Annotated in this window: 20 protein-coding genes and 2 pseudogenes; 6 read left to right on the top strand and 16 right to left on the bottom strand. The window is 65.6% G+C overall.

The window, feature by feature from the left end; genetic code table 11:
- On the top strand, positions 1 to 927 hold a 927-nt coding region (locus tag PHA84_RS15095; RefSeq protein ID WP_270888944.1), incomplete at its 5' end, for an IS3 family transposase.
- 255 nt (positions 928 to 1182) lie between these two features.
- On the opposite strand, the gene PHA84_RS15090 is transcribed toward PHA84_RS15095, so the two are convergent.
- The 5 genes from PHA84_RS15090 to PHA84_RS15070 all read right to left on the bottom strand — a co-directional run bounded on the left by PHA84_RS15090 (position 1183) and on the right by PHA84_RS15070 (position 9589).
- Positions 1183 to 3666 carry a hypothetical protein gene (locus PHA84_RS15090; protein ID WP_270888943.1) on the bottom strand — a complete coding sequence of 828 codons (2484 nt, stop codon included), beginning with the start codon at positions 3664 to 3666 and terminating at the stop codon, positions 1183 to 1185.
- Positions 3667 to 3680: 14 nt separating this feature from the next.
- Positions 3681 to 6875, bottom strand: a complete 3195-nt coding sequence (locus PHA84_RS15085; protein WP_270888942.1) for a hypothetical protein — start codon at positions 6873 to 6875, stop codon at positions 3681 to 3683.
- 65 nt (positions 6876 to 6940) lie between these two features.
- Positions 6941 to 7795, bottom strand: a complete 855-nt coding sequence (locus PHA84_RS15080; RefSeq protein ID WP_270888941.1) for a hypothetical protein — start codon at positions 7793 to 7795, stop codon at positions 6941 to 6943.
- 215 nt (positions 7796 to 8010) lie between these two features.
- On the bottom strand, positions 8011 to 8712 hold the full coding sequence (locus tag PHA84_RS15075) for a hypothetical protein (RefSeq protein WP_270888940.1): 702 nt from the start codon (positions 8710 to 8712) through the stop codon (positions 8011 to 8013).
- Between the two features lie 553 nt (positions 8713 to 9265).
- The gene (locus tag PHA84_RS15070; protein WP_270888939.1) at positions 9266 to 9589 is read right to left on the bottom strand and encodes a hypothetical protein; all 324 of its coding nucleotides are present in this window, start codon (positions 9587 to 9589) and stop codon (positions 9266 to 9268) included.
- On the opposite strand from PHA84_RS15070, the gene PHA84_RS15065 reads away from it, so the two are divergent.
- Entirely contained in the window at positions 9582 to 9977 is a 396-nt protein-coding gene (locus tag PHA84_RS15065) for a hypothetical protein (protein ID WP_270888938.1), read from the top strand. The genes PHA84_RS15070 and PHA84_RS15065 overlap by 8 nt on opposite strands.
- 242 nt (positions 9978 to 10219) lie before the next feature.
- On the opposite strand, the gene PHA84_RS15060 is transcribed toward PHA84_RS15065, so the two are convergent.
- From PHA84_RS15060 to PHA84_RS15050, 3 genes are all read right to left on the bottom strand, one after another.
- The gene (locus PHA84_RS15060; RefSeq protein WP_270888937.1) at positions 10220 to 10531 is read right to left on the bottom strand and encodes a hypothetical protein; all 312 of its coding nucleotides are present in this window, start codon (positions 10529 to 10531) and stop codon (positions 10220 to 10222) included.
- A gap of 170 nt (positions 10532 to 10701) precedes the next feature.
- A complete protein-coding gene (locus tag PHA84_RS15055; RefSeq protein ID WP_270888936.1) occupies positions 10702 to 11943 on the bottom strand; it encodes an IS110 family transposase in 1242 nt (413 codons plus the stop codon).
- Positions 11944 to 12459: 516 nt separating this feature from the next.
- Positions 12460 to 12888, bottom strand: coding sequence for a hypothetical protein (locus PHA84_RS15050; protein ID WP_270888935.1), 429 nt, complete (start codon positions 12886 to 12888; stop codon positions 12460 to 12462).
- A 1004-nt stretch (positions 12889 to 13892) separates the two neighbouring features.
- Between PHA84_RS15050 and PHA84_RS15045 the strand changes: the two genes are divergently transcribed.
- The gene (locus PHA84_RS15045; protein WP_270888934.1) at positions 13893 to 14393 is read left to right on the top strand and encodes a hypothetical protein; all 501 of its coding nucleotides are present in this window, start codon (positions 13893 to 13895) and stop codon (positions 14391 to 14393) included.
- Between the two features lie 160 nt (positions 14394 to 14553).
- Here the strand turns inward: PHA84_RS15045 and PHA84_RS15040 are convergent, their stop codons facing one another.
- Positions 14554 to 15510: a helix-turn-helix transcriptional regulator gene (locus PHA84_RS15040; protein ID WP_270888954.1), complete on the bottom strand. Its 957-nt coding sequence runs from the start codon at positions 15508 to 15510 to the stop codon at positions 14554 to 14556.
- A gap of 179 nt (positions 15511 to 15689) precedes the next feature.
- Between PHA84_RS15040 and PHA84_RS15035 the strand changes: the two genes are divergently transcribed.
- Positions 15690 to 16535, top strand: coding sequence for an SDR family NAD(P)-dependent oxidoreductase (locus PHA84_RS15035; RefSeq protein ID WP_270888933.1), 846 nt, complete (start codon positions 15690 to 15692; stop codon positions 16533 to 16535).
- A 987-nt stretch (positions 16536 to 17522) separates the two neighbouring features.
- On the opposite strand, the pseudogene PHA84_RS15030 reads toward PHA84_RS15035, so the two are convergent.
- The 3 genes and pseudogenes from PHA84_RS15030 to PHA84_RS15020 all read right to left on the bottom strand — a co-directional run bounded on the left by PHA84_RS15030 (position 17523) and on the right by PHA84_RS15020 (position 20145).
- A pseudogene (locus tag PHA84_RS15030) lies at positions 17523 to 18428 on the bottom strand (transposase).
- A 572-nt stretch (positions 18429 to 19000) separates the two neighbouring features.
- Positions 19001 to 19663 (bottom strand): hypothetical protein, encoded by a 663-nt coding sequence (locus tag PHA84_RS15025; RefSeq protein ID WP_270888932.1) that lies wholly within the window; start codon positions 19661 to 19663, stop codon positions 19001 to 19003.
- Between the two features lie 146 nt (positions 19664 to 19809).
- Complete coding sequence (locus PHA84_RS15020) at positions 19810 to 20145, bottom strand: histone-like nucleoid-structuring protein Lsr2 (RefSeq protein WP_270888931.1); 336 nt, start codon at positions 20143 to 20145, stop codon at positions 19810 to 19812.
- A gap of 245 nt (positions 20146 to 20390) precedes the next feature.
- On the opposite strand from PHA84_RS15020, the gene PHA84_RS20830 reads away from it, so the two are divergent.
- Entirely contained in the window at positions 20391 to 20714 is a 324-nt protein-coding gene (locus PHA84_RS20830) for a YegP family protein (protein WP_442952907.1), read from the top strand.
- A gap of 1077 nt (positions 20715 to 21791) precedes the next feature.
- On the opposite strand, the gene PHA84_RS15015 is transcribed toward PHA84_RS20830, so the two are convergent.
- On the bottom strand, positions 21792 to 22853 hold the full coding sequence (locus tag PHA84_RS15015) for an IS110 family transposase (RefSeq protein ID WP_270888930.1): 1062 nt from the start codon (positions 22851 to 22853) through the stop codon (positions 21792 to 21794).
- Positions 22854 to 23162: 309 nt separating this feature from the next.
- On the opposite strand from PHA84_RS15015, the pseudogene PHA84_RS15010 reads away from it, so the two are divergent.
- A pseudogene (locus PHA84_RS15010) lies at positions 23163 to 23670 on the top strand (nucleotidyltransferase domain-containing protein).
- A 58-nt stretch (positions 23671 to 23728) separates the two neighbouring features.
- Here the strand turns inward: PHA84_RS15010 and PHA84_RS15005 are convergent.
- From PHA84_RS15005 to PHA84_RS15000, 3 genes are all read right to left on the bottom strand, one after another.
- A complete protein-coding gene (locus tag PHA84_RS15005; protein ID WP_270888928.1) occupies positions 23729 to 24121 on the bottom strand; it encodes a YybH family protein in 393 nt (130 codons plus the stop codon).
- Between the two features lie 214 nt (positions 24122 to 24335).
- A complete protein-coding gene (locus PHA84_RS20825; RefSeq protein ID WP_442952906.1) occupies positions 24336 to 24485 on the bottom strand; it encodes a phosphatase PAP2 family protein in 150 nt (49 codons plus the stop codon).
- A 14-nt stretch (positions 24486 to 24499) separates the two neighbouring features.
- Positions 24500 to 24919, bottom strand: coding sequence for a hypothetical protein (locus tag PHA84_RS15000; RefSeq protein ID WP_270888927.1), 420 nt, complete (start codon positions 24917 to 24919; stop codon positions 24500 to 24502).
- Positions 24920 to 24967 lie beyond the last annotated feature (48 nt).

The following is a 24967-nucleotide window of genomic DNA, read 5'->3' as shown; positions in this document are numbered from 1 at the left end:
GGCCAGGAAACTTACGGGTCAGACCACGCCGGCCGATACCGCCACCATCATCACTGGAAACTTCTGACCCCGGACCGGCGCCGCAGGGCTGTGGCCCATCTGCGGGGCGGGTTCGGGGTCTGGCAGCGGCGGGCGTGCCGGGTCGTCGGGGCGCACCGGTCCACCCACCGGCTGCCCCGCCGGGCCCGTCCGGATGAGGAGTCGCGGCTGCGCACCGACCTGCGACGGATCGCGCGCAGGCACCCGCGGTGGGGATGGCGGATGGCGTACCGGCTGCTGCGCCGCGACACCACCAAGGCGTGGACTGGGGTGAACCACAAGCGGATCCAGCGGCTGTGGCGGCAGGAGGGCCTGCGCCGGCCGGTCCGCACGAAGAAGCGCCGCCGGGTCAGCCTCGACACTGCCGAGCGGCTGCGCGCGGTCCGTCCGAACCAGGTGTGGGCGCTGGACTTCCAGTTCGATGAGACCACCGACCGGCGCCGCCTGAAGTCGCTGCACGTCGTCGATGAGCACACCCGCGAGGCGCTGGCGATGCGGGTCGGGCGCACCTGCACCTCCGAAGACCTGGTCGGCGTGCTCACCGACCTGGTCGCCGTCCGCGGCGCCCCCGAGCACCTGCGGATGGACAACGGCCCGGAGATGATCGCCTGGGCGCTGCGCGACTACTGCCGCATCGCCGGCACCCGGACCAGTTTCATCGAGCCCGGCTCGCCGTGGGAGAACCCGTTCGTCGAGTCCTTCAACAGCCGGGCCCGCGACGAGCTGTTCAACGTCGAGGAGTTCACCACCCTCCTCGAGGCCCAGGTCGTTGTCGAAGCCTGGCGGATCGAGTACAACACCTACAGGCCGCACTCATCCCTCGGGGGCTTGACCCCGGCCGAGTACGCGGCCAGCTGGACCAGCACCACCCAACCAGCACTCTCATAACGGGTGGACCAGTTCAAGGGGTCCCGCCAATGAGGCGTGGCGCGAACACATTCTCGTCCGCTAGCCAGAGGCAAGACCCAGAAGGAGACCGGCGACCGGGACGGTTACGCGCTTCGCATTCGATATGAATGGGACCTCGATCAGTCGGTGCAGGAGCTGGAGTTTGGGGCTTTCCCGCAGTGACTGGGCGGTCAGCCGCTGAGGGCGGCCTCATGCAAAGCAGACCTTGAGCCGGCCGCCAAACGCGCACGCTGCCTATTCGACTACAACTCTAGACGCCTGCTCCTTGAGGACTCGCGCGAGTCCATCGAGTGTCACCGCGTAGACGCGGCGCATGTCGATGACTCCGCTGCGGATGACCAGGTCGACTTGGTGTTCCGTTAGCCCCAATTGGCGTAGATCCTCTCGCACGATTTGATCTGTCTGCTGGACGACGACATTGACGAGTTTCGCCATCTCTGCAACAACGAAGTCGTAGCCCTCGATGAACGTGTCGTGAATGACCCAGTGCTGGTCGACGAGCGCCCCCTGCGCGGTGTTCACATACCTCCGCAACTCGATATCTCGGTAGGAACGTGCCTCGGCTGTCACCGCAGGAATGGTGAGACCGGGTACGTCTTTGCCCTCTCGCAGGCGCCACGAGATCCGCAGCAGAGCGTCCGTTGTTTGCGACAGCGCCGCCCTCATGCCCCAAGCGCGGTCAGACTCCATCCAACGATAGAACTCTAGCTGGGTGCTGATCATGCCCCACACGGGCGCGATCGCGAGGGACCAGAGAGACTCCCCCAGTTCCCACGCGGGCGAACTCGAGATCCGGCTGATGAGAAGCGCCGGAGCCCAAGCTCGAATCTCCCCGATGACTGAAATGAGCTGATCGACAGCGAAGGCGCCATAGTCGATCGCGCTTTGAACGTCCGGCCCGAAGGGCTGGGCACCCCGATCCCGTTGGGCCAGAATCTGTGCAAGCGCCTTGAGGAGATCCTCATCGCTGAGGCCGCGAAGTGCGCCCGGACTCGGCACGCGCGGTGGCGCAGGTGCTCGCGGCTCGTCCTTGCCGCGCGTCGACCTCCCGCGAGCGCGACGAACGCTAGCAGGCTCGGCGGCTTCCACTCCTGCGAGCGTCAGCGCGTCCGCGCGCTGCTCTGGACTCAGCCGCGCGAAGCTTGGCAGATCGTGTTCAAGAAAGATGTCATCCTTGAATTCAGGTAACGGAGCCTGCATCGCCTTCACGTCCGCCCACATTTGGTACCCGTTATGGTTGGTGTGAGCGACCGTTTGGAGCTCGTCACGTTCGTCAGCGTGAAGGCCGTACCCTGCCGGATGCGGGGACCAGTAGCAGCTCGGCTCATTCTCGGGGCCGAACAGCGGGTCATTGGTTGCGAGGATGCGCTCGTGACATCGCGTCTGCGTAAACCAGGCCGAGAACTCAGGCCGCCGTTCGATGGATCGTTGGGCGTGTTCCAGAACGATGGCCCGGGTAGATGGGGCGGCGCTCCGGGCTGCGTCTTGGAGGCACGTCAAGTCGTCGATCGAAAACTGGTCGAGATACGCCTGAATCTCTGTACCCGGTAGGTCGTATGCCGTGCCGTACATCGTCCATGGCAGTTGTGACGAGAGCTGTTGGCGCGTCGACACGGGTCGGAACACCTTGAGCTCACGACGCGCCGATCCGTCGACGAGACGCTCGAACGTCTCGCGGATCGCCAGACCCGTCCGGACGCCGTTCAGGCGACCGGATATGACCCACTCGCGAGGCCGGTCGCCACGGCGGATCGTCGCCGATCTCCCCAGGTCGACCCCTTCACGCTCCAGGCTCGCGACCACGAGGGCCGAACGGCCGGCATTCAGGTCGACCACGACCTCGTCGACTGAGCGGACTGCGACGTCGTTGGGATCCCGCGGCGGCGTCGAGACCAGAGTCGCGACCATGCCCTCTTGAAGGTCGTGGACCGTGTCCTCGGGGATGAAGAACTGTATCGGAAGCCGCTCGCCGTTTCTGCTCAGGATCGCTTGAAGGGCGCTTCGCGCCTGACCGCGCACAGGACGGCCGAGCAACCCCTGTTTGGCGAGATAGTCGATGGCGGCCCCCTCCGACGGGATCCTGGACGTTTGGTCTATCCGCACCGCAGCGAACGCCATATATGCGCGAACCGCATATAAGTTGGCGCGGCCGCCGAACATCGCCCAGAGCGAGTACATGCCCTCCGGCGAGAAACCGAAGTTGCAGGCTCTGACCGTGACCCACGAAGAGGCATCGAGCCGTCGGACAACAGACGATCTGGCCTTTGCAAACGCCTCGAATGGGGTGGGCTTACCTGTTCCCTGACTTTCCTTGATCCTCAGCTGGAGTTCGGCGATGTCCGATGCGTACCACTGGGGGGAGTCTTCGCCGGCACGCCGAGCCATATGGTCGCGGTCGGTGAGTGATGCGTTGACCCCCCAGCTGTTGCCGTGGGCGACGATAACGACCTCGCGGATCATGGCGGTGGGTCCGGATCCGTCGATGAGCCGAGCCAGGACGCGGAAAAGCTGTTCGAGACTCGTCACTGTCAGCTCGAGATGCCGCGGATAGAAACTTCGCATGAAGGCTCGCGAGTACCTTCCGTACGCCTGACCCTCGGGCACGAGGTAGACGACGAAATCGCGGCGGCCGGGTCGGAGGGGAAGCGGATACTGCGGCAGACCCGCCAGGATGGCTCGTCCCCGAGTCGTGCGATCCGTCGTTGCGGTGGTCGTCATCGCCTGAGGCTAGGTCAAAGGGATGCTAGGTCGGGCCGGCGCCCGCTGAGGATTACGAGTGAGGTCGGGACGTGCTCGACCCATGTCGGACCATAGGGGACGCTTCCAGTGGCGTAGGTCACTGATGCTGCAGTTGCGCCCCGGTACGGCTCGTCCAGCGTGAGCTGTTGGCCGGTTCCCTCGACGTATTCTGCGATTGCCGTGATCGAATAGACATCTCCGTCGATGAACAGCTCACGACCGCGGTCCCGCTCAGTCGCTCGCCAGTTGCTGTCTGGGTTGATCATTATGAGATTCGAGCCGTTCCCCACGGACAAGGTTCCGCTTCCTAGGGCGAGTTCGGGGCGTCGATCCAGGAGCAACTCGAGCCAAAGATCCTTCAGCGCGCGATCGGCCGGCTCAAAGCCTTCCGGCGGAGGGCCGAGCCGATCGAGCTCGGGGCCCTCAGCTTGGAGATACCTGACGACCTGCTCCTCGTATCCCGGTGTCACCGGCACGATGTAGCGCGCCGCGCCACTTCGCAGGAAGGCGGCGTGCCTCGCGTCCACTGCGGCCAACTCGGCGCGCATCGCCCAGGTACTGCGTCGTGCCCAATAGTACGGGTATAGGAAGTAGCTCGCCTGCGGCCACTCGAATGCCTCCTCGAAGAAGCGAGCGACGGTGGCGACGAGGTCACCCTCGGTCGGGTCGATCTCCTGGGCTCCATCGCCCTCGTTCACGACAGCGTCAAATTGAAACGTCTCGAGTCGCATCGCCTTGATTGCCCACTTTCGGAGCTCTTCGGCCTCGACTCGCCGATTCTCCCTTTCGGGTAGCTCAACTAAGGGAGCGGCAAACTGTTGGAGCGCTTGCTCTTGCAGTTCACGTTCGTACCGCTGCATGAGGACGTCATGCGCCGCACGCAGTTGCTCCCATGTCTCCAAGCGCCACTCGTCAAGGGCAAGCGGGCCGCGGACACATCGAACTGTCGCCTCTGCGACGAGAGTGTTGTCGAAGGTTCCAGCTGCCATGACGACGACGGGGACGCCGCTCGGCCAGCTCATTGTAGGATCGAGGCTGATCTCCATCGGACCTCCCTCCGCCGGGTCCTCGCCCTGCACCTGACCGCTCTCTCCGTAGTGGGTGCCGGAGATCTCGACGACGACCTCCCCACCGATCGCCATGAGGACGTCGACCATCTCGAGGTTTCCGCCAGGGTGGGCTGAGACAAGCGCGGTCACGCCAAGCGGCTGATAGCCACGCGGTATCGCGATCATGTCAGCGCGTGCGTCCTGTCCGTAGTTGTCCGCCTCTTCGTTCGGCGTTGTAGCCCACGAGTATCCAACCTGAATAAACTGCTCGGGCGGAGGATCGATGTCCTGAGCGCCGAATAGCGAAGCGAGGCACATGTAGTTCTCGGGCAGGATGTCTGACGCAGTGAGGGTGAATGCCGCTGGCTTGCGGGGACCTGAGGCACTGGTTCGGCGGTCTTCGAGAAGCGACACTGCGGGCTCGGGGATAAAGAACTCCACCAGCATTCGAGTGCCGTAATGCCGCAGCTCGACCTCCATCAGCTTCTCGAGCCACACGTAGATCCCGCTGACGTCCGTCGGCGCAGATCCGTCCTGTTGGGCAACGTTCACAAAGGAGTGTCGGTTGAGCTCACGGATCTGCTCGGTAATGGTCTGGCGGCGCATCTCGCGCACACGCTCGTAGGTACGCTCGACTGACTTCGCCACGATCTCTTGTGCCAGTCGCTGCGACGAGGACCGGGCCTCACTCTTGTTCTGATGCATTCCAGCGCGAAGGCTTGTGTCTACCTGTGTCAGACCGTATTTGCCCGAAGTGTTGAGGCCGGCCTCGATGGAGTAGTCCTCCGCAATCGTCGTCTGCGTCTCGAGCTGCATTTCGTAACGGCTCGTGGTCGACACATCGCGCTCGGACTCCGTTTCTGTCATCGTCTCGCGCTCTGCCACCTCTTCGACAGTGTGCGTGCGCTCGTGCTCGCGGAGCCTTGTCTCGCCAGGCATCACATTCTCGACGTGGGCGATCTCTCGCGCTTCATATCCCAAGAGGCGCTCACGGGCGACGATGAGATCGCCCCACCCAACCGAGCGAACCAGCGGACGTTCCCCTGCTGGAGGCCGAGCTGTCGGCGCCGCAAGCGTTGTGCGTTTCTCCTCCTCCCAGAGTCGAATCTGGCGACAGAGCTGGTTGGCGCGATCGACGGTCGTGCCAGGAGCGAGGCCGGCGGTGTGCTCAGCGTGGGTATCGGGACGGGGAAGGCTGTTTCGAATGGTTCGATACAGAGCAAGTTCGGGCGCGCTGAGGGTTGCCTCGAACTGCGTGAAGTATGCATTGTCAAGCGTGAGCACCGGCTGACCCACGCGAAGCGTAGGCCGGAATCTCGCAAACCAGCTCAACGGCAACCTAGTCCGTCTCGGGGCGCCTGCACGAGCCGGCTGCGGCCGTGTGGCAAGCCGCTGTCGCCTCCATGTCGTGTATGCCGTATCTGCCTTGAGCTGGATGACTTCAAGCATGACGCGACGCGCGACTAGCTCGGCGTGCTCGGTGCGACCGGCCGCGATCCTTGCGTCGAGGTCAGACGGCGCAGGCGGAGAGGCGAGCGCAGTCAGGCGGCCCAACCGCTGCCGATACTGGCGCTGCGAACGCTTGCCTTCCGGCAGCCAACTGGCCGGTGGGAGCACCACTGCCCGCCGAATCCGCATGACGGCGGTGCCTTCGGCCAGAACCGCCGGCGACGTCGTCACAAGATGCAGAAGATGCGCGATTCGGAGCAGTTCTTCATGCTCGGCTCGGTCGGGCGACTGTGGGGCAGTGAGGACGAGGGCGAGCCATGAATCGGTTAACCCGAGATACTCTGCGCGGAACTGCGGGGATCGTGCGAACTCGGCGACCGTGTGCGTCCGCCCGCCCGACTGGGGGAGGGGCAGCTCCCGCAAATCGAGGAGGCGTGACGTCTTCGACCGATCAACTTCTGCCCGTACGGTAGCGAGACCGAGTCCCCGAAGCCCCGCCGCACCCACGATCGACGCTCCGGCAAGGATCGTCATAACTCGCCGATCGGGCTTGGCCATGTCGACGTCGACTCCGCGGAGACTCTCGACGACAGCTCCGCCCCCAATGTCCTCGCTCGGTTCGAAGGAGTACACCGGCTCCGGACCGCGGACACTGACGAATCTGAAGAGGTCATTGTGATCGTGCGCCATGTGGCCGTCCTGCCTTTCGACGATCTAGACACGAAAATGGGCTCCACTCGCGAGCGATACGTTGGTCAGCCACTTGGGGACCATCCAAGCGTCGTCGCACGGACCATAACTTTGTCCAGCAGCGGTTGCTGCGAAAGGTAGTTCGCGCGGATGTTGGGACCGCTACCGTCGCAGTCCACTGCGAGCGCACGCATCTCCCCGAGATAGCGGGCGGCGGCGTCCTTGAGTTCAGAATCGTCGACAAAGACAGCTTCCAGCTGCTTGGTCCACGAGTCTAGGTTGTTGATCTGGCCGCTGCAGTTGGCTTCACCGATCGCCCCGCGCGTCTGCGCGAGGGCTTCGAGCCTCGGCTTCCAGTCATCGCGTATTGCGTTCAAGACGGCCATGAAGCGTCCGGCATCCTCCGCCGATGCCTGCGAGGTCCGGGTCGCGGGTCCGCTCGCCGCGCCCGACGCATCTCCGACGACGTACCCGAGACCGCCCGCCGCTAGTACCGCTGCTAGCACTGCAGCAATCAACCATGGCCGACGATTTTGGCCTCGGGCCTCGTCCTCTCCGGTCGTTGCGGCCTGCGGCCCCGTAGGAGGGCGAACATGGTTCGGGACGAGCCTACCCGAACTCTCCAGTGCCACAACAAGGTTGGCATCCGCGGCGTGGGGATAGTCCTCCGAGAGCACGCGTCGCATCATCTTGACGAGACTAAGGAGCTGCTCGTTGAGCTGCGCTAGATCCTGGTCTTCTGTTATGAGATCCGTCCCTTCGGCCACGTTCTTCATGATCGCCAGGACCTCTTCTGCCCTCCTCGCGTCGCCTTCTCCTGCACCTTCGCCGCTGTGTTCGCCGATCCACTGGGAAGCTAGGGTGAGAATCTCGTCTGCTAACTCGCGGTTGTCTTGGGGAGTTGGCCCGACGATTGACACCTTCAACCCCCGCCCACACGCAAATCTGCACAAGTTGCCGCTTCTAGACGTTATTGGGGCCACTCAACACTGTCTTCGTCCAATTGGCGTAGTTGAGAGAAGGAGTTGGCGCGGCGGAAGCCCTTACGCCCGTGCGGTGGACTCAAGGGTTCCGGGACATAACCTGCGAACCAAGTCCCCGCCCCGGCGGGACATAGCCGCGTCCTATCGCCGCGTTAACGCTGGATCTGCACCGTCTTGTATCGAGAGAACCTCAGCTCGTATCCAAACTCCTCTCCCTCCGGCGTGAGAGCTCTTCCGGTGGTGCGATCTCCCTTCCAGAGCCACGGAAGAACAAGTCGTGTCGCGTCGTGGGCTGGGAGCGCGCCGATGACAGCGCGCGCCGCGTCTCGCAGCCACTCGAGGTCGGTCGGGCTCACGGCACCAACGCCGCGCTGTCGGCCGTCGGCGGCCGTTGCGCGGGCCAGCTCGACCAGACTGTCTGCGCTGGCGGTGCGGGAAGCGGCGCTTCGATCACCGCCGGCACCCAGACCTTTCGACTCCGTCGCCGTGCGCAAATCCTGGACAGGGAGTGGCGTCGTCAAGTCCCCAGGATGCAAACCCAACACTGCGGCACGCTGTTCGGAAGGCCGCAGAAGCGTCAGGTTCTCGATGACCGTACGGACCGCATCCACGTAGGCGACTACCTCGTGACGCTGGTCGCTACCCCAGACCTCTTCGATCAGCGGAAGCACCTCCTTCCACTGCAGATGGCTATACCGCTGTCCGGCGTCGACACTCGGCGCCGGCTTGTTCAACGGCCCAGTCACGTAGGTGAGGTCTACTCGGCAGTTGGGATGCGCGGCTGCCGCGAGGAGCAAGTAGTACGGAAGCTGGTCGGCGCGATGGCTCCCAGGCTCGGTCTTGAGCTCGATCACCCAAGCGCGGTCGGGCCACAAGACAGCCCAATCTGGCCAGCCATTGGGTGATGAGGGGTCGATCTTGGGCAACAGGTACTCGTCAACGAACACATCGGGCGACGGCCACGGATCCTCATCCGCCGCCGGCTCCTCCCCATGAGCCAGCGCGTCCAAAAGGCGCAGAAAGGCTACCCCCTGCACACTTGGAGGCCGGGGGACGTTCCAAGCCGGTGGATCGCCACCAACCATCAACGTCGTGATTAGACGTTGCAGGAACTCCTCGCGTCCAAACTTGAGCCGACGCCACAAGTTCTGAGGGTTTCCCACATGCGCCGCAGCGTAGATCGCTCGAGTGACATCCATCCACGTGGTTGCGCCGCCGAGCACTACGAGCGAGCGCCCGCGGCAACCTCAACCGGCACGGCGTCCACTTCCTCACCGCCTACGTCGCAGGACTCTGAAGCCGCTGGCGGGTCGGCGGACCCATCGGTGTTGCGCAGTCCCCCCAACGGGTCTCCCGCCGACTTCCGGTTGGGCGCCACTCCCGCCTGGCGTCAGGTCTCACGTACCGTCAGCTGTTGAAGGCAACCTCGTATTTCTTGGCCACCGACGGCTTGAGGTCGCCGTACACGCGCAGCAGCACCGCCCCGTGCTGGTAGTGGTACTCCTCACCAAGCGCGCCGTTGGCCGCCTTGAGGGCGTCCTGGATAAACTTCGACCGGGACCTGGCGCCGGCCTCGTCCGGCCACACCTCGACCGTCGCGCCGCACTCGACCCCGAGCTCAGTGCAGCTGGCGCCTGAGTCGTACAGGGTCGCCGCGGACACGTACCCTCCCGGCCGGCCGATCTTGTTGTTCGGGTCGTTGTCCTCGGTGATGGTGACGAGCTTGGTCACCGTCGGCACCTTGGCCTTGATGCCGTCCGCGATGGCGGTTGCGTCTTTGGCAGCGGCCGGGGTCGTCGTGCTCGAGGACGAGCTGGGCGACCAGGGTGATGCGGACGACTTGGACGACGAGGTCGAAGCGGACGAGCTCGAGCTGGAGGTCGATGGGCCGGTGGACGAGGCGTTGTTCTGGCCGCCCCCGCAGCCGGTCAGAACAACGACGGCGACCGACGCCGTGACCATGGTGGTCAGGGTTCCCTTCAGGATGCGCATGCCGCGGAACGTACACGCCTTACCGGATATCCGTGGCCGAATGGTGCAACACCGGACAAACGGACTGATTCCGGTCGCCCACGTCGGATTTCAAGACGGCCCGCGGGCTCTGGGGCTGTTGAACTAGGCGCCTCGACAGCGTGACGACTGCCCAGGTGGGCGACGACCACGATGATTCGGCGTCCGGCTGACCGCGCATCCGCCGGCGGCATCGTCCCTTCGCCAGGGTAAACGTACCTGTGGACCCGGGTGAAGGATCGGTCGAGACCACCACGTACTGATGCTCTGGAGCTTCCACCGCTTGTCGTCTACCGGACGGCGCCAGGGTGCGCGGATGCCAAGCAGCGTGTGCGTCGCCGGTGGCGGCGCCTACTTAAGGGTGATTCCACCTAACAGCACATTTGTAACCGCTGACGCGGCCGCTGCCAAGAGCAGGCCCCATGACCAGAGATGCAACCAGGTCTGCCTAATGGCACGATGAAGTTCTGGCTCGCGGTCGCGGACGAACTCGCGGCGAGCCCGGCGGCGCATTTTGAGTGGCAGTTCCTTGACCAGGTCCTCTTCGGCGCCCTTACGTCGAATCGCCTCCCGGTGGTTGACGGCCACCTGACGTAAGGACAGCCACATCTGAATCGACGTGCCGCCGAGGGCCAAAGGGGCTGTCAACAGTCGAGCAAACATGCCGCCAGGCTTCTGCGTCGGACCGTCAGCCGCCCGAAGGCACTCCGCCCGGGAGCCGCCCAGCCAGGTGAGTCTTTTCGGCACCCCTCTGTTGTCACGACGCCGGGATCGGCTCCGTTGAGTGTGCGCCGGCGCTTGTCGCCGTCAAGACATCCGATGCGGTTAGCGCGTCAAGCGGCAACGGTCGGGCGAGTGGTTGTGGGCCTAGGAAAGGCGGTCTGCTCGCGGTAGGGCTGGCCGGTTTGGAGGCAGTGGTGCAGGCAGCCGAGGAGGCGGGCGAAGAGGTTGCGTTGCGCGGCCGCGTGTCGGTCTCCGGCTTGGCGGCGTCGGTCGTAGTGGGTGCGGGCGCCGGGTGAGGCGGTGAGCGCGGAGAAGGCCCAGGTGTAGCCGGCGGCGTTGAGCCGGTTGTTCTTGACGCGTCTGTGGAGCACGGTGGTGCTCTTGCCGCTGGCGCGGGTGATTGGCGCTGCTCCGGCATAGGCCTTGAGGCCCTTGGGGTCGTGGAACCGCGCCCGGTCGTCGCCGACCTCGGCGAGCACGCGGGCGCCGGTGAGCAAGGCCAGCCCAGGAAAGCTGGTGATGATGCGCGCATCCGGGTGCTGTTCGAAGGCCTCGACGACGGCCTGCTCGAGGTCGTCGGCGGCCGTGCAGGCGGCATCGAGTTGACCGAGCAGGGCAATGGCCTGGCGACCCATGGCCTGCTCGACGAGCGGGAGTTGGCGCATCTGTGGTGTGCGCAACGCTGCGGACAGCCGGGCCGCCTCCGCGGCGATGCCCCTGCTCCGGCCGGCGCGCTTGAGCAGGGCCACGAGTCGATGGTTGGTCAGTTTCGCTGCGGCGGCCGGGTGGGAAGCGGCGGCCAAGATGACCCGCGCCTCAGCTCGGTTGATCCCGCCGCGGGCGTCGGCGAACGCGGCGAGGAAGCTGGGGTAGTACTCGCGCAGATGTGAGCGCAGCTTGTTGTGTGCTGTGGTGCGGGCCCACACGGCATCTTGTTGAGCGCGGGCGAGCACGGCGATGGCCTGGACCAGTTCGGAGTCCGCGGGAAGCGTCCGGTGCGTGTGGGCGTCGGTGCGCAGAATATTGGCCAGCACGACCGCGTCACCGTGGTCGGACTTGCGACCAGCGATCGAGTGACGGTCCCGGTAGCGGGCCACCGCCATCGGGTTGATCGGGTATACGCGCCTGGCCGTGGCGCGCAGGCAGGCGGTCAAGAGCCCGCGCGGGGTCTCGATTGCCACCGGGATCGGGTCCCCGGCGGCATCGCCATGCTCGGCGAGCAGGGACATGAGTGTGGTCAGACCCGCGACGTCGTCGCTGATGCGTTGACGTGCCAACAGCTGACCTTCCCTGTCGACCAGGGCGATGTCGTGGTGGTCCTCCGCCCAGTCGATGCCACAGAACACGTTCATCGGAATCTCCTTTCGTCGGTCCTCGTGGTCGTGCGTCGGCCCAGGGCCGCGCCGGGTCACGCAACTCCCTAATGGAAGGGCTCGTGGGCCCGCCATCCGATCGGCCGTTTCGTGACCTCAGCTACCCGTGGGGCCGCCGTTCCCGGTTGGAGCCTCGATGGCTCCGGTCAGGGTGAGGAGTCTGATCCCGCAGGTGGCTCGGGTCACGAACATCTCTATCGGCCCAACGCATCCACACTTCGGAGCTGGCTCGGTGTGGCGTCGGCGAGCGGGTGGGGTGTGACTTCCGGTGAGCGGGCCTCGCGATCTTGACGAGGGGCTCCAGGGCCCATGTCGTTCGAAGTGGTGGCCCGCTCCCGTGCCCATTAGGTCGTTCGTCCGGTGGGGCGCTCCACCAGCCGGTGGGCAGCCGCGAGGAGAGCATCCCGCCGGGCACCTGGACCGAGTCTGGCCGGACGCCGGTCCTACCGACAATCGTCTAACGGCCGCATCAGGCCCGCCCTTGCGGTGTGGGGCCTACGCATCTCGTGTGGACTCGGCTTGCGATCTGTCAGGCCGCCCGGCGATACGGCGAGTGGTCAGGCCCAAGAGACATCCGGCACCCAGCAAGATTGCCAGGACTACCAGATAGATGATGAAGTTCAACCAGCCGTAGCCGCCTTCGCCACCCGAAGGTTGAAAGAGTTCCATGATGGAGACCGTCACGCTGACGACCACGGCTCCTGCCAGCGCAGAGGGCAGCAACATCGACCAAGACCGTGATCTCCCGAGGAACACTCCCCAGAGCAGCGCAATGCAAAGCGTGAGCATCAGGGCCCTGTCGTCCCACACTTCAAATGGGTCGCGCTTTCCGCCGAGCACCCGCTGCAGAGTGTCCCGGGCGAACATGGACACTGACAACGCCGCAAGCCAGGACACCAACAAGATTCCGCGCGACCAACGCATGGTTCAAGCATCCCGTCCTGGGGACCAACTGTCATCGCCCCACCGAGAAGGATTCGCGGTGCGCTGCGCGGAACGGCGAACATCAATTGACTCACGGGCGCTGCGCTCGCATACCCCGCCGCGAAACGGGATCCCGCCCTGGGGAGCTGCTAGCCGCCGCCTAGCGCGTACCCCCAGCGGCTCACGAGCACGAGCGTTGGTACAGCCGAGCCAACGTCAACACCGACCGCGCGAATGCCCGACTGCGCGGATCTGTCTGTCGTGGGTGTTGAACCCCCACCGTGCCAGCACGACGGAAAGGACCGCAGGTGACCAAGGCCGCGGCGATACCGATCACCGGCCATGGGTTGTTGGCGTCGTCGTGTTGAAGCGCAAGGAACCCCCAGATTTCGGTCACCAGTGTCGGAGCGCGACCAGAAAGGCCACCAGTGAGTAGCTCGGCTCCACGGCCGGGCGATTAGCGGCGACCATGCCGTGAGCGTACATCGGAGGCTGGGAGCGGAGCTTGAGCGCAGCGGGGCTTGCCACTCGTCCGGGCGAAAGGCGGGCCCGATCCCATGTACTGGAGGCGCTGGTGCCGCGTCACTGTAGCCGCGTTCGGCCAACACCTGAGCAGCGACAAGCGAGACTTGCCCGAACGCCCACCCCAAGTGAGATCTCAACCGCACTAGTTCGTCATGAGGAAGCCGACCGCAAGTAGGAGAACGGTTGCAAGCACGAGCGCGGCCAGAATGCCGGGGATAAGGGGCCAAGGCTTGTTGCGTGGGTTGTTCACAGTCCTTCACGCTACTCCTGCCAACGCCGCCCCTGGCCTCGCCTTGTCAGCTGTCTAGCCTGTGTAGCTAAGGAATCCTTCGTCGGCCGGCCTCCTCGTTCCGCGGATCGGGAAGCCGCGTCTTTCGCCGCGACGGGGCGTCGCAAGATCGGTGATGAGATCGCGACTCGTCGCTGTCGCACATCGGCAGTTCGAGCAACGGATGAGCAGCTCGTCGTAGGGTCGGGCGATGACGAGTGACCATCAGAGTGATTCGGCAGTTCAGCGGAACGCAGAGACCGCGATCGTCGAGGCGCTTGCGACAAAGCTCGGGTTCAAGGGTGCGCTGAGCCCAAAGCGAGTGACCGTGCCCGGTGGCAGTTTCGTCCAACTGGATGCTTGTTCCGATGACGAGAGCATCCTGGTTGAGGCCTATGCAAGACAGGGAAGGCTCAAGGGAGCGCAGATCAAGAAGATCAGCCAGGACATCCTCAAGTTGGCTCCCCTGAAGCGTGACCCGCGAATGAGCGATTCACGAGCGATCGCCGTCTTCGCCAGCGAAGAGGCACGCGATTCCATCACCGGCTGGATTCGTTCGGCGGCCGAGCAGTTCCACATCGAGCAGCTAGTCGTCGACATCCCCGACTCCTTGCGTGACGAGATCAAGGCAGCCCAAGCACGAGAGGTCATGGTCATCGTGGAGATTCCGTTGGAGGACATTGCGGAGGACGTGACAGTCAGGAAGCCTTGAGGGACACCTGCCCGCGCGCCCGGACAGCTGACGCGGCCGGTGTGCCTGCGTCATATTGCCGCCTATCGGGCGGTTCAATCACTCATTCATAGCCGACGAGCGGATTGGTGCCGCCATTGCCGGTCGTTACTGTGCCAGTGGGTTGCTGATGGTGCCTGCCTCAGTCGCCGTCTGGGGACGGCATCCCGCGGTCGGATGCCCTGGGAGACGCGGACGAGGCGGTGTTGTCGCTGCTTGCCGCCCAGCTGGCCAGCAGATGCAGGGCATCGAGGGTGGGTGAGCGCGGCTCGGGCGTGTAGATGAGGAGGCTCTGGGTGGGGTCGGCGGGCAGCGGGACGGATTCGAAGGGCAGGTCGAGGTCGCCGACGATGGGGTGGTGGAGGAGCTTGACGCCGCTGGTGTGGATGCGGACGTTGTGCGCGGCCCAGCGTCGGCGGAAGTCGTCGCTGCGTGTGGAGAGCTGCCCGATCAGGTCCGAGAGGTCTCGGTCGTAGGGGTCGCGGCCGGCTTCGGCGCGGAGCAGGGCGACGGTGTCGTTGGCGGCCCTGTCGTAGTCGCGGAAGAACTCGGTCGCGTGCGGGTCCAGGAAGACGAACCTGGCGGTGTTGGCCGGTCGGGCGGCGCCGGTGTACATCGGTGCGTACAGGGCTGCCCCGAGACCGTTGGCGGCCAGGATGTCGAGTCGCCCGTTGAGCACCAGGGCCGGTGCGCCGCTCATGGTGTCGAGGATGCGCTGGATGGTGGGGCGCACCCGCTGACGGGCGGGCCGGCGGCGCGGCGGGCGGCTGCTGCCGGCGGTGCGGAGCAGGTCCTCGAGGTGCGCGCGCTCGGCGTCGTCGAGCTGCAGGGCGCTGGCCAGGCCCTCGATCACGCTTTCGGAGACGCCGGTGGCGTTGCCCCGCTCGAGCTTGGTCAGGTACTCCGGGGAGATCCCGGCCAGGGTGGCGACCTCGGAGCGGCGCAGTCCCGGCACCCGGCGGCGGTCGCCGCCGTAGACGGGCAGCCCTGCCTGTTCGGGGGTGATCCGGGCGCGGCGGGTGGAGAGGAACTCGCGGATCTGAGCTCGCACGTCGCCACGGACATCCCTGTGGACGGCCCGCCCCTCGTCTCGCTCGATCACACCTGGAGCGTACGGGCCGTTCGGACGCGTTGGGGGTCCCTGCCGGTACCCCTGTCACAGGGTCTCCCACCGTCGCAATGCGGCTGGTTCCGTAGTGGTTGCACCCCCCGAGAGGCAGGCGGCCCCACGGGCCGAGTCCCACCCCACCCAGACCCACCCGAAGGAACGACATTTCCATGAGTGAGAAGAACGTTTGGTTCATCACCGGCGCCGGCCGCGGCCTCGGTGCCGACATCGCCAAGGCGGCCCTGGCCGCCGGGCACGCGGTGGTCGCCACCGCCCGCAACCCCGAGTCAGTGACCAACGCGCTCGGTGAGCACGACCACCTGCTGGCCGTCGCCCTCGACGTGACGGACCCGGCCGCCGCCCAGGCGGCCGTCGCCGCCACCGTTGAGCGCTTGGGCCGCCTCGACGTACTGGTCAACAACGCTGGCAGCTTTCAGGCCGGGTTCTTTGAGGAGATGACAGCCGAGGCGTTCCGCTCCCAGATCGAGACCACCCTGTTCGGGCCGGTCAACGTCACCCGCGCCGCCCTTCCGCAGCTGCGCGCCCAGCGCTCCGGCCTGGTGATGACGATCTCATCGACCGCCGGTATCGCCTCCCCGGTCCAGTTCACCACGGCCTACGCCACCTCGAAGTTCGGCGTCGAGGGGTTCATGGAGGCGCTGGCTCCCGAGGTCGCCCCGTTCGGCATCAAAAGGATGCTCGTCGAGCCCGGCTTCTTCCGCACCGAGCTCCTCAGCCCGCAGTCGACCCAGTACGCACCGCCGTCCATCGACGACTACGCCGAGCGCACCGCCGCGACAGTAGCGGCGTGGCAGGGCATGGACGGCAAGCAGGGCGGCGACCCTGCCAAGCTCGCCCAAGCACTCATCCAGCTCGTTGCCCTCGAGCAGCCACCAGTGCGATTCGCCGCCGGAGCCGACGCCGTCGCCACCTTCGAACAGAAGGCCCACGACCTCCTTACCCAAGCCGACGCCCACCGCGAACTGTCCGTCAGCCTCGCCCACGACGACGCCTGAGCCGACCCACACCATTTCGCCCAGTGAAGCAGAAAGAACCAGGCGTGCCGCCATACCGTCGCCATGACACCTCACGCGTGCCATGGCGACACCTAGACTGCCGGCGTGGGCGACAAGGAAGAGGCAAGGGAGTGTCAACGATGCGGATTGCGGTGGTTCGCCATCAAGGCGCCCCTCCCGCAAAAGCCAAGATGGTTCGACGAGGCGGGCGCGTCGATGTGGACCGACTCTCAGGCTCGGATGGCCCGCCTCCAAGGCAACTACGGGCGCGCAGTGGAACAACGCGATGCATGGGCCAAGTGCGCGAATTGCGGTTCGACGAAGGTGCGGACCGTATCCAGTCGTGGCTTCACGCCGACTGGGATGGTGGCGGCGCCCGCAGCGATCGACCCTCTTGCCAAGCGGGCCCTTCCGCACGTAAGCACGTCATCAAGCGGCGCAGGCAACTTCTGCCCTAGCTGCGGAGGGCCGACCTCAGTTGGTTCCCGATTCTGTTCCAATTGCGGGTCGCCTCTGAGCGGGCGGTCAAGTCAGCCCGAGGCTGGAGAAGTAGAACCAGTCGCCGCACCGCAGACCAATGAAGGCTTGCACCCTAGGCTCACGTTCCTGCACGCCGAGGCAGCCGCCAAGGTCGCTGGCGACAGGGGCCGGCTGAAGGCTCTGCGTAATGCCGAGAAGGAGCGTCAAGCACAACTGCGCTTGCGTGACTTGTTCGCTGAAACGAAGTACGACGTGCAGTTCGCCCAACAGGCCAAGGGGCGCGAGTAAGTAGGGCGCCGGTTGGCGTTCGCTGAAGCAATGCGTTCCGCCGCGTCAGGGCCTGCCCCTTGCGCCCCCGGGGCCGCTCGTCGAGGCAGGGCGCTGGTTGCGCAAAGGCGTTCTCGCAGTGACTTCGGGTCTCCGTGCGAGAGGTGCACTCCGTCGGCGATCGGGTCTGCTGCACGAATCGGTATCGGCTGAGCTGTCCCATTCCGGTTCCCCTCTGTGTCAAGAACGTGGTTTCGGCAGCCTCGAGTGTGCGCCGGTGCTTGTCGCCGTCAACGTCGTTCGTCCGGTGGGGCGCTCCGCGTTGACGGCTCCGGCGCGCCGGCGCGGGGGCTGAGGAGCCGAAGCCGCACGGGGTTTCGAGGTTCGCCGCGGAAGGGGTAGCGTCGGTGCTGCGGGTCCGGGTTGTGGCTGATCCGAAGAGTCGATGACCGGGGTGTGTAGGTCGGCCGCGCTGGATGTGAGTGACGCCCCCGAGTGCCCTCCCGGGCCCGCCTCAGTGCTGTCCGCCGGTGCCCGGGTGGCGGTGGGTTCGGCGAGGTTGGCGTCGGTAACGAGCTGCCGGTACACCATGTCGGACAGGCGTCGCTTCAAGCAGCGCCGGGCCTCCTTGCGGGTCTTGGCCTCGCCCAGCTTGCGCCGGTAGTAGGTCCGGCCCTCGGTGTCGAGGCGGATCTGGGCGATCGCGGCCATGTGCAGGACGTGGTTCAACCGCCGGTTCCCAGCCCGCGACAGGCGGTGTCGGACCTGTTCGCCGGAGGATGCGTCCAGGGGTGCGGTGCCGGTCTATGACGCGAAGTGGTTGCGGTCGGGGAACCGGGCGACGTCACCGACGTCGGCCAGGACGCGGGCGGCCCCGGCCGGGCCGATCCCGGGCAGGTCCATCAGGTGTGAGCCCCGGGCCCGGACCGCGGCGGCGAGCTCCGTGGTCAGCGTCTTGAGCCTGGCATCCGTCGCCACCAGGTCGGCCACCTCCTCAACCGCCATTTGCCGAGTCGTCTTACCGACAACAGATCTCGGCTTGACCGTGGCCAGCAACCGCTTCGCCTTGGTCGCGCTGAGGTCCTTCCCGGCGCCACCGGGAGTCAGCTCGGTGAGCAGCCGATGCAGCCGGTTGACGGTCTGCACCCGCCGGGCCGACAGCTCATCACGCCGGTCGACCAGCAACCGCAGCGCGACCAGCTCCTCATCGAAGGCGAGCACCCGCAGGTTCGGGGTTCGCAGTGCCGCGGCGGCGATCGCTTACCCGGGGGAACGCAGTCCGAAAAAGAGCCACAACGATCAGGTTGGGCAGCCGCGATAGAGAGCGTCCCACCGAGCACCTCGACAACAGCCTGGCCGGGTCGCTGCCGTAGGAGAAGTCTTAAGTAGCCGCTTTTGGGCGGGTTCCGTGTGTGCACACATCGCTAGGTTTGAGTTGGTCCCAAGCGTCCGGGCCGGCGCGAGCGCACCCGCTGCTTAGCGGAAGCGAGTGGTCGCTGGCAACGGCAAGTTGCGCCTACATCTCGTGAACGGCCCGAATGAAGTTGGCTCGGGCCACCGACCCGAACATTGGGGCGCACCGGGGGTGTGACGCGGCTCTGCCCTGGCTTGACGAGCGGGCCGCGGAAGAGCGGCGTCTCCGCTCCATGCCGCACCTCAAGGACCTGCGGGCGCCTCGGGGTTGGTGCGAGGCCGGCGGCATCGCAGTCCCAACCGCCTCATCGTCCGTCGATGTATCCCGGCGGGCGTCCGGTCTCCCTTGAGCTCGCCACGGCGAATGTCGGGCCAGAGACAACGGTGGTCACTTCCGCGAGCGCGCGTTCCACGTCGCGAAGCTCCTCAACGGTCTGACCCTCGACGACGTTCGTGCTGTCGGACGGAACCCTCCGCCAATCCTGAGAGGCCCTCGAGTCCCGTCCCCATTCCTCAAGGTACTTCGGCATGTTTGCCGGATTGACGCACGCCAGCTCGGCGACCGAGCGCGTTGCGTCTGGACCGCGGAGCAACCAATCTTGGTGAACGATCTCGTTGCGCCTGCGTCGGGCACCCTCCGCGGCATCGACAACCGCCAGCACTTGATTGCGCAGTTCACCGACGAGCCTCGTCTCGGCCAAGACGCGTAGATGCCGGCATTGCGCGGCACCGCTTGTTCGACGGGCGCGATTAAGGTCGATCGTGCGATCGAGGTGGTGCCAAACCATCCCCATCTCAATGTCCAGCCGCGACCCGGCGATCGTGACACGGCCAACCTCTTCCAAGACGTCAGGTGCGGGATACATGCCAATATTCCACCAGAGCGCTCGCCTGAGCGGAGCCGACAGGGTGAGTCCGTAGCCGGATGGAGGCGCCTCGTCGCCGGCACGCTGGGCACGGACGATCACGGACCTAGCTTGACGGCAGGCCTTGGCCCTGTCACTCAACGCCGGATGCGCCAACTTGCAACTACGTACGACATCAGGAAGCCGCACGCCCAGTGGCGGCGGAATGCCGGCGCGAGGTCCGCCAGATGAGCGCCTTCAGCTTCCGTCTACTGAGCGACGTCGTATGCCTTTTGGACGTCCGCACTGATGCGTCCGCGGTCGCTCACCTGGTGACCGTTGTTCTTCGCCCATTCCCGCACCGCTGCAAGGTCCGTGCGTGACTTCGATCGTGACGAGGAACGAGTAGTCCTGCCACGACGGTTGCGGCCGCCTTGCTCGGTAGCCTTGGCAATGTAGGGCTTGAGCGCCTTCTCCAGGGCTACCCGGTTCTTCGCGCTGAGGTCGATCACCCAGGTCTTGCCGTTGAGGCTGAACGAGACCTCCTTCGCGTTAGCCGATCCGTCGAGGTCATCGGTAATCGTCACTGTCGTCTGTTTCGCCATAAGTCGATGATCGCGCCTGCGCGCCGTAAATGTCTAATTCTCACGGCCATTCCTCTTAGCCGGCCGCACCGGCTGTCGATAATGTCGAAGGAGAGCGCAGCGGCGCGATTTGCATAGTCACACACTCGCGCCGCCACCACGTCGCACAGGAGTCGTCGTTGCGATCCCATTGGGACGAGAGCACACTGCCGCTATCAGGGAAGGGCGGGCGAGGTCGTGCCCTTCATGGCAGTCCGGCGTTAGGGATGGGCATGCGATTTTCGGTGAGTAACGATGCGGGTGGACAACCAACTTGGCGCCTATACGGTGACAACGAGGAAATGGTGGCATGGGCAGGCGAATCGTTCGCCAGCAGATCCAACGCGACTCGGGCAGCGGAGGCATTCAAAGCGCGCGCAGCCACCGCGCGGTTTGAACTGTACGCGGATGCCGGCCAGAGGTGGCGGTGGCGGGCATGGGCCTCGAGCGACAAGGTCGCCGCCTCAGGTGAGAGCTTCGACAACCGCTCCAATGCGCAACGGGCTGCGGACAACGTCCAGGCAAACGCCGGATCCGCGACCGGTCCATAACCAGGGGGCGCGACCTGCTGATCGTCGAGCCGTGCTTGCCGTGTGCACGTGTTTGCGACTCCTGGATGGACGGTCTCTGGGGAATACGATCGCCTGCATATCGGGTGCGCCCGCGCCGAGTGCTGCACGGGACTTCCCGAGCTCCGGCCCAACGGGAGGGATAATTTGCCAACGCATCGTCGCCGCGGGCACTGGCGCCGTACGCCAGGCGGGGGAAGGGTGTGGGTCACCAAGCACCAGGTCACGACCTCTGGCGGTCGAGGCCGGAGCCCAGGCTCCAGGACCCCACGACGGAGAACCCTACGTACCTCCCGCGCTGCGCCTATCCCCCTCCAGATCTACAGCGTGCGCTGGGCTCGGCCGAATGCCACCTGCCCTGTGTGCCGAGCACCAGTCTTCTTCTACTCGAACGAGCGCGGGAGCCGCGTCTACTTTGACGAGCTCGGCCCGCCGTGGCCAAAGCACCCGTGTACCGACAGGGACGCCGTGTTCCTGAGCGGTGACTCATCCGACCGGCCAACGCGAACACAGCCCCCGCTGCACGGCAAGCATGCTGGCCGCGAGTACGCAAAACGCGGCGCCCAATACGCCTCGCACTCGATCTTTAGCCAGAAACGCGGCAGGGCGCCTGCAGAAGGGTTCGTCGTGGATCTCCAATACCCACACCTTTATGGCGCGGTCCTCCACCTGATTCGCCCATACGAGCCCACGGCGATCCACGGGCGAACCGTTTCCAGAATCCTCCCGCTGAGTGCCGGCGACCTCGTCTTCATCAAGGATGGCTTCCTGTCCTACTTCGACATCGACCGCTTCGAAGCCGTCACGGTACGAGTTAGCGCCCCGTTCAACGTCCCATCGCCACCGCGTCGGTGGTGGCGCCCGTGGCGATGACAAGCAGTACACCTCTGTCGACTGAACAGCCGGACGCCATCGTCGCCGACCATCGCCTCGAGGCAGCGGCAACGGCCGCGCTCCTTCTAGGCGCGGGCTCTCGAACTCGAGGCCAGCGCCTGCCGGGCCTCGACTATTGAGGCGGGCGTTTCCGTCATGCGATATGTGCGACGCTCCTATGCTTCGTCAAGCCGCTGTGGCCGTATTTTCAAGAAGCCGATAGAGGTCGCGAGCGACGTAGCGAGCCAGGCAGCGTTTGATCTCTCGGCTGGTCTTGCCTTCCGCACCGCGGCGAGCGACGTAGTCGCGGGTGGCTGGCTGGTACTGGATCCGGATCCGGACCACGGTGTGCAGTGCGTTGTTGAGCTGGCGATCGCCGTACCGGTTGAGCCGATACCGGGTGGTGACTTGGCCGCTGTTCGCCGGGATCGGTGCGACGCCGGCGAGCATCGCGAACGCCGCCTCGGAGTGAATGCGGCCGGGGTGGGACCAGGCGCACAACACCGTCGCAGCCACGATCGGACCGACGCCGAACTGCTCGAGCAGGTCGGGGCGCCAGCTGCGGATGATGGTCACGATGGCCTTCTGATGTTCACGCGCCTCTTTGAGCATCGCGTGCGCTCGACGAGCCAACGCCCGCAACGCCACCACGGTGCTGGTCGTCTCGATGTCCCAAGAGGAGTGCACGCGCAGGTTCGCGGCCGTGTTGAGCATCGCGGCAACCTTCTGGCCGCGGAACCGGGCTCGGATCGGCTCGGGCGCGGCGATGACCAGGCTGAAGACCTGCAGCTGAGCCTCGGTGGAGGCATTGATCGCGGAGCGGCGAGCGGTCAAAAGCACTGACAGGGCTTGGCGTTCGCCCCCGCTGCGGGGAGTCCCCAGCTGGGGTCGAGCCATCGCCTCACGCGCGGCTCGGATCGCATCGAGCGGATCTGACTTCGCCCCGTTACGGCGCGCAGCCCGCTTCGGGCGGTCCAACTCGATGACGATCTCCGAGGCCCCCAGCAGGTGACGACTCAGACCGGCGCCGTGGCCGCCGGTCCCCTCGATCGCCCAGGCCCGCAACGTCGCGTGGTTGTTGGCGAACTCCACCAGCTCGGCATAGCCCTCGGTTGTCGCCTCGACGGTGATCTCGTCGAGGACACCACCGGTCGCGGAGTCGACCACGGCCGCGGAGTGAGTGTGGACGTGGGTGTCGACGCCGATGACGACATCGACCACCTCACGCAGATCGGTCAGACTGGTCATGCGTTCTCTCCTTCGCCGGATGGGACGTGGTTCCGGTCCGGGACGGAGGCTCGGCAGGACTGTGATGAGACACGCCTGGCGCTGCTAACACCGGGTGGTCAAGCTCCTGATCAGGCCAGCTCCTCCAACCGGGCCGGGGTCGGCGACCACGCGTGGACAAGTCGCAGCAGGGCACGAAGCCAGTCACACCGTGGGTCACACTCGTGGTCACCAACCACAGCCCAGCACCATCAGGCTGGGAACGCGATCCTCACAGTCACATCGCCGCCAGCCGGGCGCCCATACGCACTCACATGCCGATGAGCGGACATGACGCAAGATGGTGGCGTGGCGACCGACGCAGGCATGGGCGTGTCCGACTTGCTCCCGATCCTCGACACCATGCGCTCCACCGGGTGCCAGTTCTGGCTCGAGGGTGGCTGGGGAGTGGACGCCCTGGTGTCACCAGACACGATCGCATCGAGATGTCGACGTGGACTTCGATGCACGCTTCGAGAACGTCGTGCTTGCCGCTCTGGAGGATCTCGGCTACGTCATCGATACCGACTGGCGACCCAACAGGGTTGAACTCGTGGCCCAGGGAAGTCGTTGGGTGGATCTCCATCCGTTGGTCATCAACGCCGACGGCAGCGCACGCCAAGCCGCCCTCGGCGGAGGGTGGCACGAGTTCGACAAGTCATGGTTCACAACGGGGTCGATAGGGAGGTTCGGCGTGCCTTGCATCTCCGCCGAAGCCCAGCGGCTCTTTCACTCCGGATACGAGTTGCGGACGATCGACATCTTTGACCTGGCTCAACTGGACCGTCTCGGGAAGTAGGGACGCACCCCTCATGCCGGCTTTATGGGCGGCTGCCGATGTGCGGTCACACCCCGCTTCACTCGGGAGTACGAGCCGCGTCGGCCGCGGACGTGGGACGACCGGGCCAATCTGACCACTCTTCGTAGTCCTCGACGCGGCCGTCAGCGGCAAAGCGCAGCAGCCACAGGTCGCGGTACTCCTGAGTGACGGGATCGCCATACTGGACGTCGACGCGCACGGCGGCGTGGTCGCCGTCGACCGCGAACAACCATGAGTCGACACTGAAGGCCTTGCCCTCATCGTCAAGCCAGAAGGCCTTGATCGCGTCGTGCCCGATCTCCGATTCTTCGTACGGGGACGGTCGATAGTGGGCGTCCTCTGTGAATAGCGCCTCCACGGCGCGCAGATCCCCTGTCCGCCATGACGACTCGTACTCCGCCACCCATCTCAGAACCCCGTCGCGATCCATCCAATGATCATCGCTGCAAGACGCCGATGACCGCACCCCATTTCGGCGTTCGCTCCACACGTTGATACAGGGGGCCATGAATCGGCTTCGGTTCGCGCCAGGCTGCCTTCTGAGGGCCTCCTTCCCCAAACGTCCCCACCTTCCGCGGTCGCGCCGCTTGCTAGCGTCCGCTCGTGCCGCGATCCGCGTGGTCGCGCCCAATGAGCGTCGAAGGTCAGGTCAGGGCGCTGGACGTGCCGTTCTTGGCACGGACTCTGATTGTGGCTAGAAACGCTGCAGCCCCAATCAGCCCACCGAGCAGGATGCCTGCGCATACGTCGGTGAACCAGTGCGCTCCCAGGTAGATCAAAGCGAAGCCGACCACGGCATCGACAATGGTCAACCCAATGGCGACCAACGGCCAACGGGTTGTCTCGGCGACACAAGCAGGAGCAACGCGACCAGCCCGGCGGTGCACAGTGCGGCCGCTGTGGAGGGCATGGAGTATCCCACCGCTGCTACTTCGGCATACGGCGGTCCAGGTCGCGGTCGCGCTATTTGCATCTTCAGCACAATCGAGGCGGCGGCTGCGGAAGCTACCGCGAGCCCTCCGGCGACGATGGTGTCGGGACGGCGGAGGACCAGGCACAGAACGACCACCAGAAGAGCGCAGAGAGCGATGCCGCCCAGGCTGGTGCCCATCCACATCAGGCCTTGGCGGGCCTGGGCGACCGACGCGTCCCGGTGCGCCGCCACCCAGCAGGCGCTGGTCACGTCACCCAGCAGGCGCTGGTCACGTCGATGCTCAAGGCTGGCCATTATCGGCGACGCTGCTGGTCGAAAGCAGCCGAGGGCGCGGCGACGACG

The organism is Pedococcus sp. 5OH_020 (assembly GCF_027812955.1).
Classification (GTDB): domain Bacteria; phylum Actinomycetota; class Actinomycetes; order Actinomycetales; family Dermatophilaceae; genus Pedococcus.
Note: the sequence above shows the minus strand (reverse complement) of the source record. Positions and strands in the feature narration are given on the sequence as shown.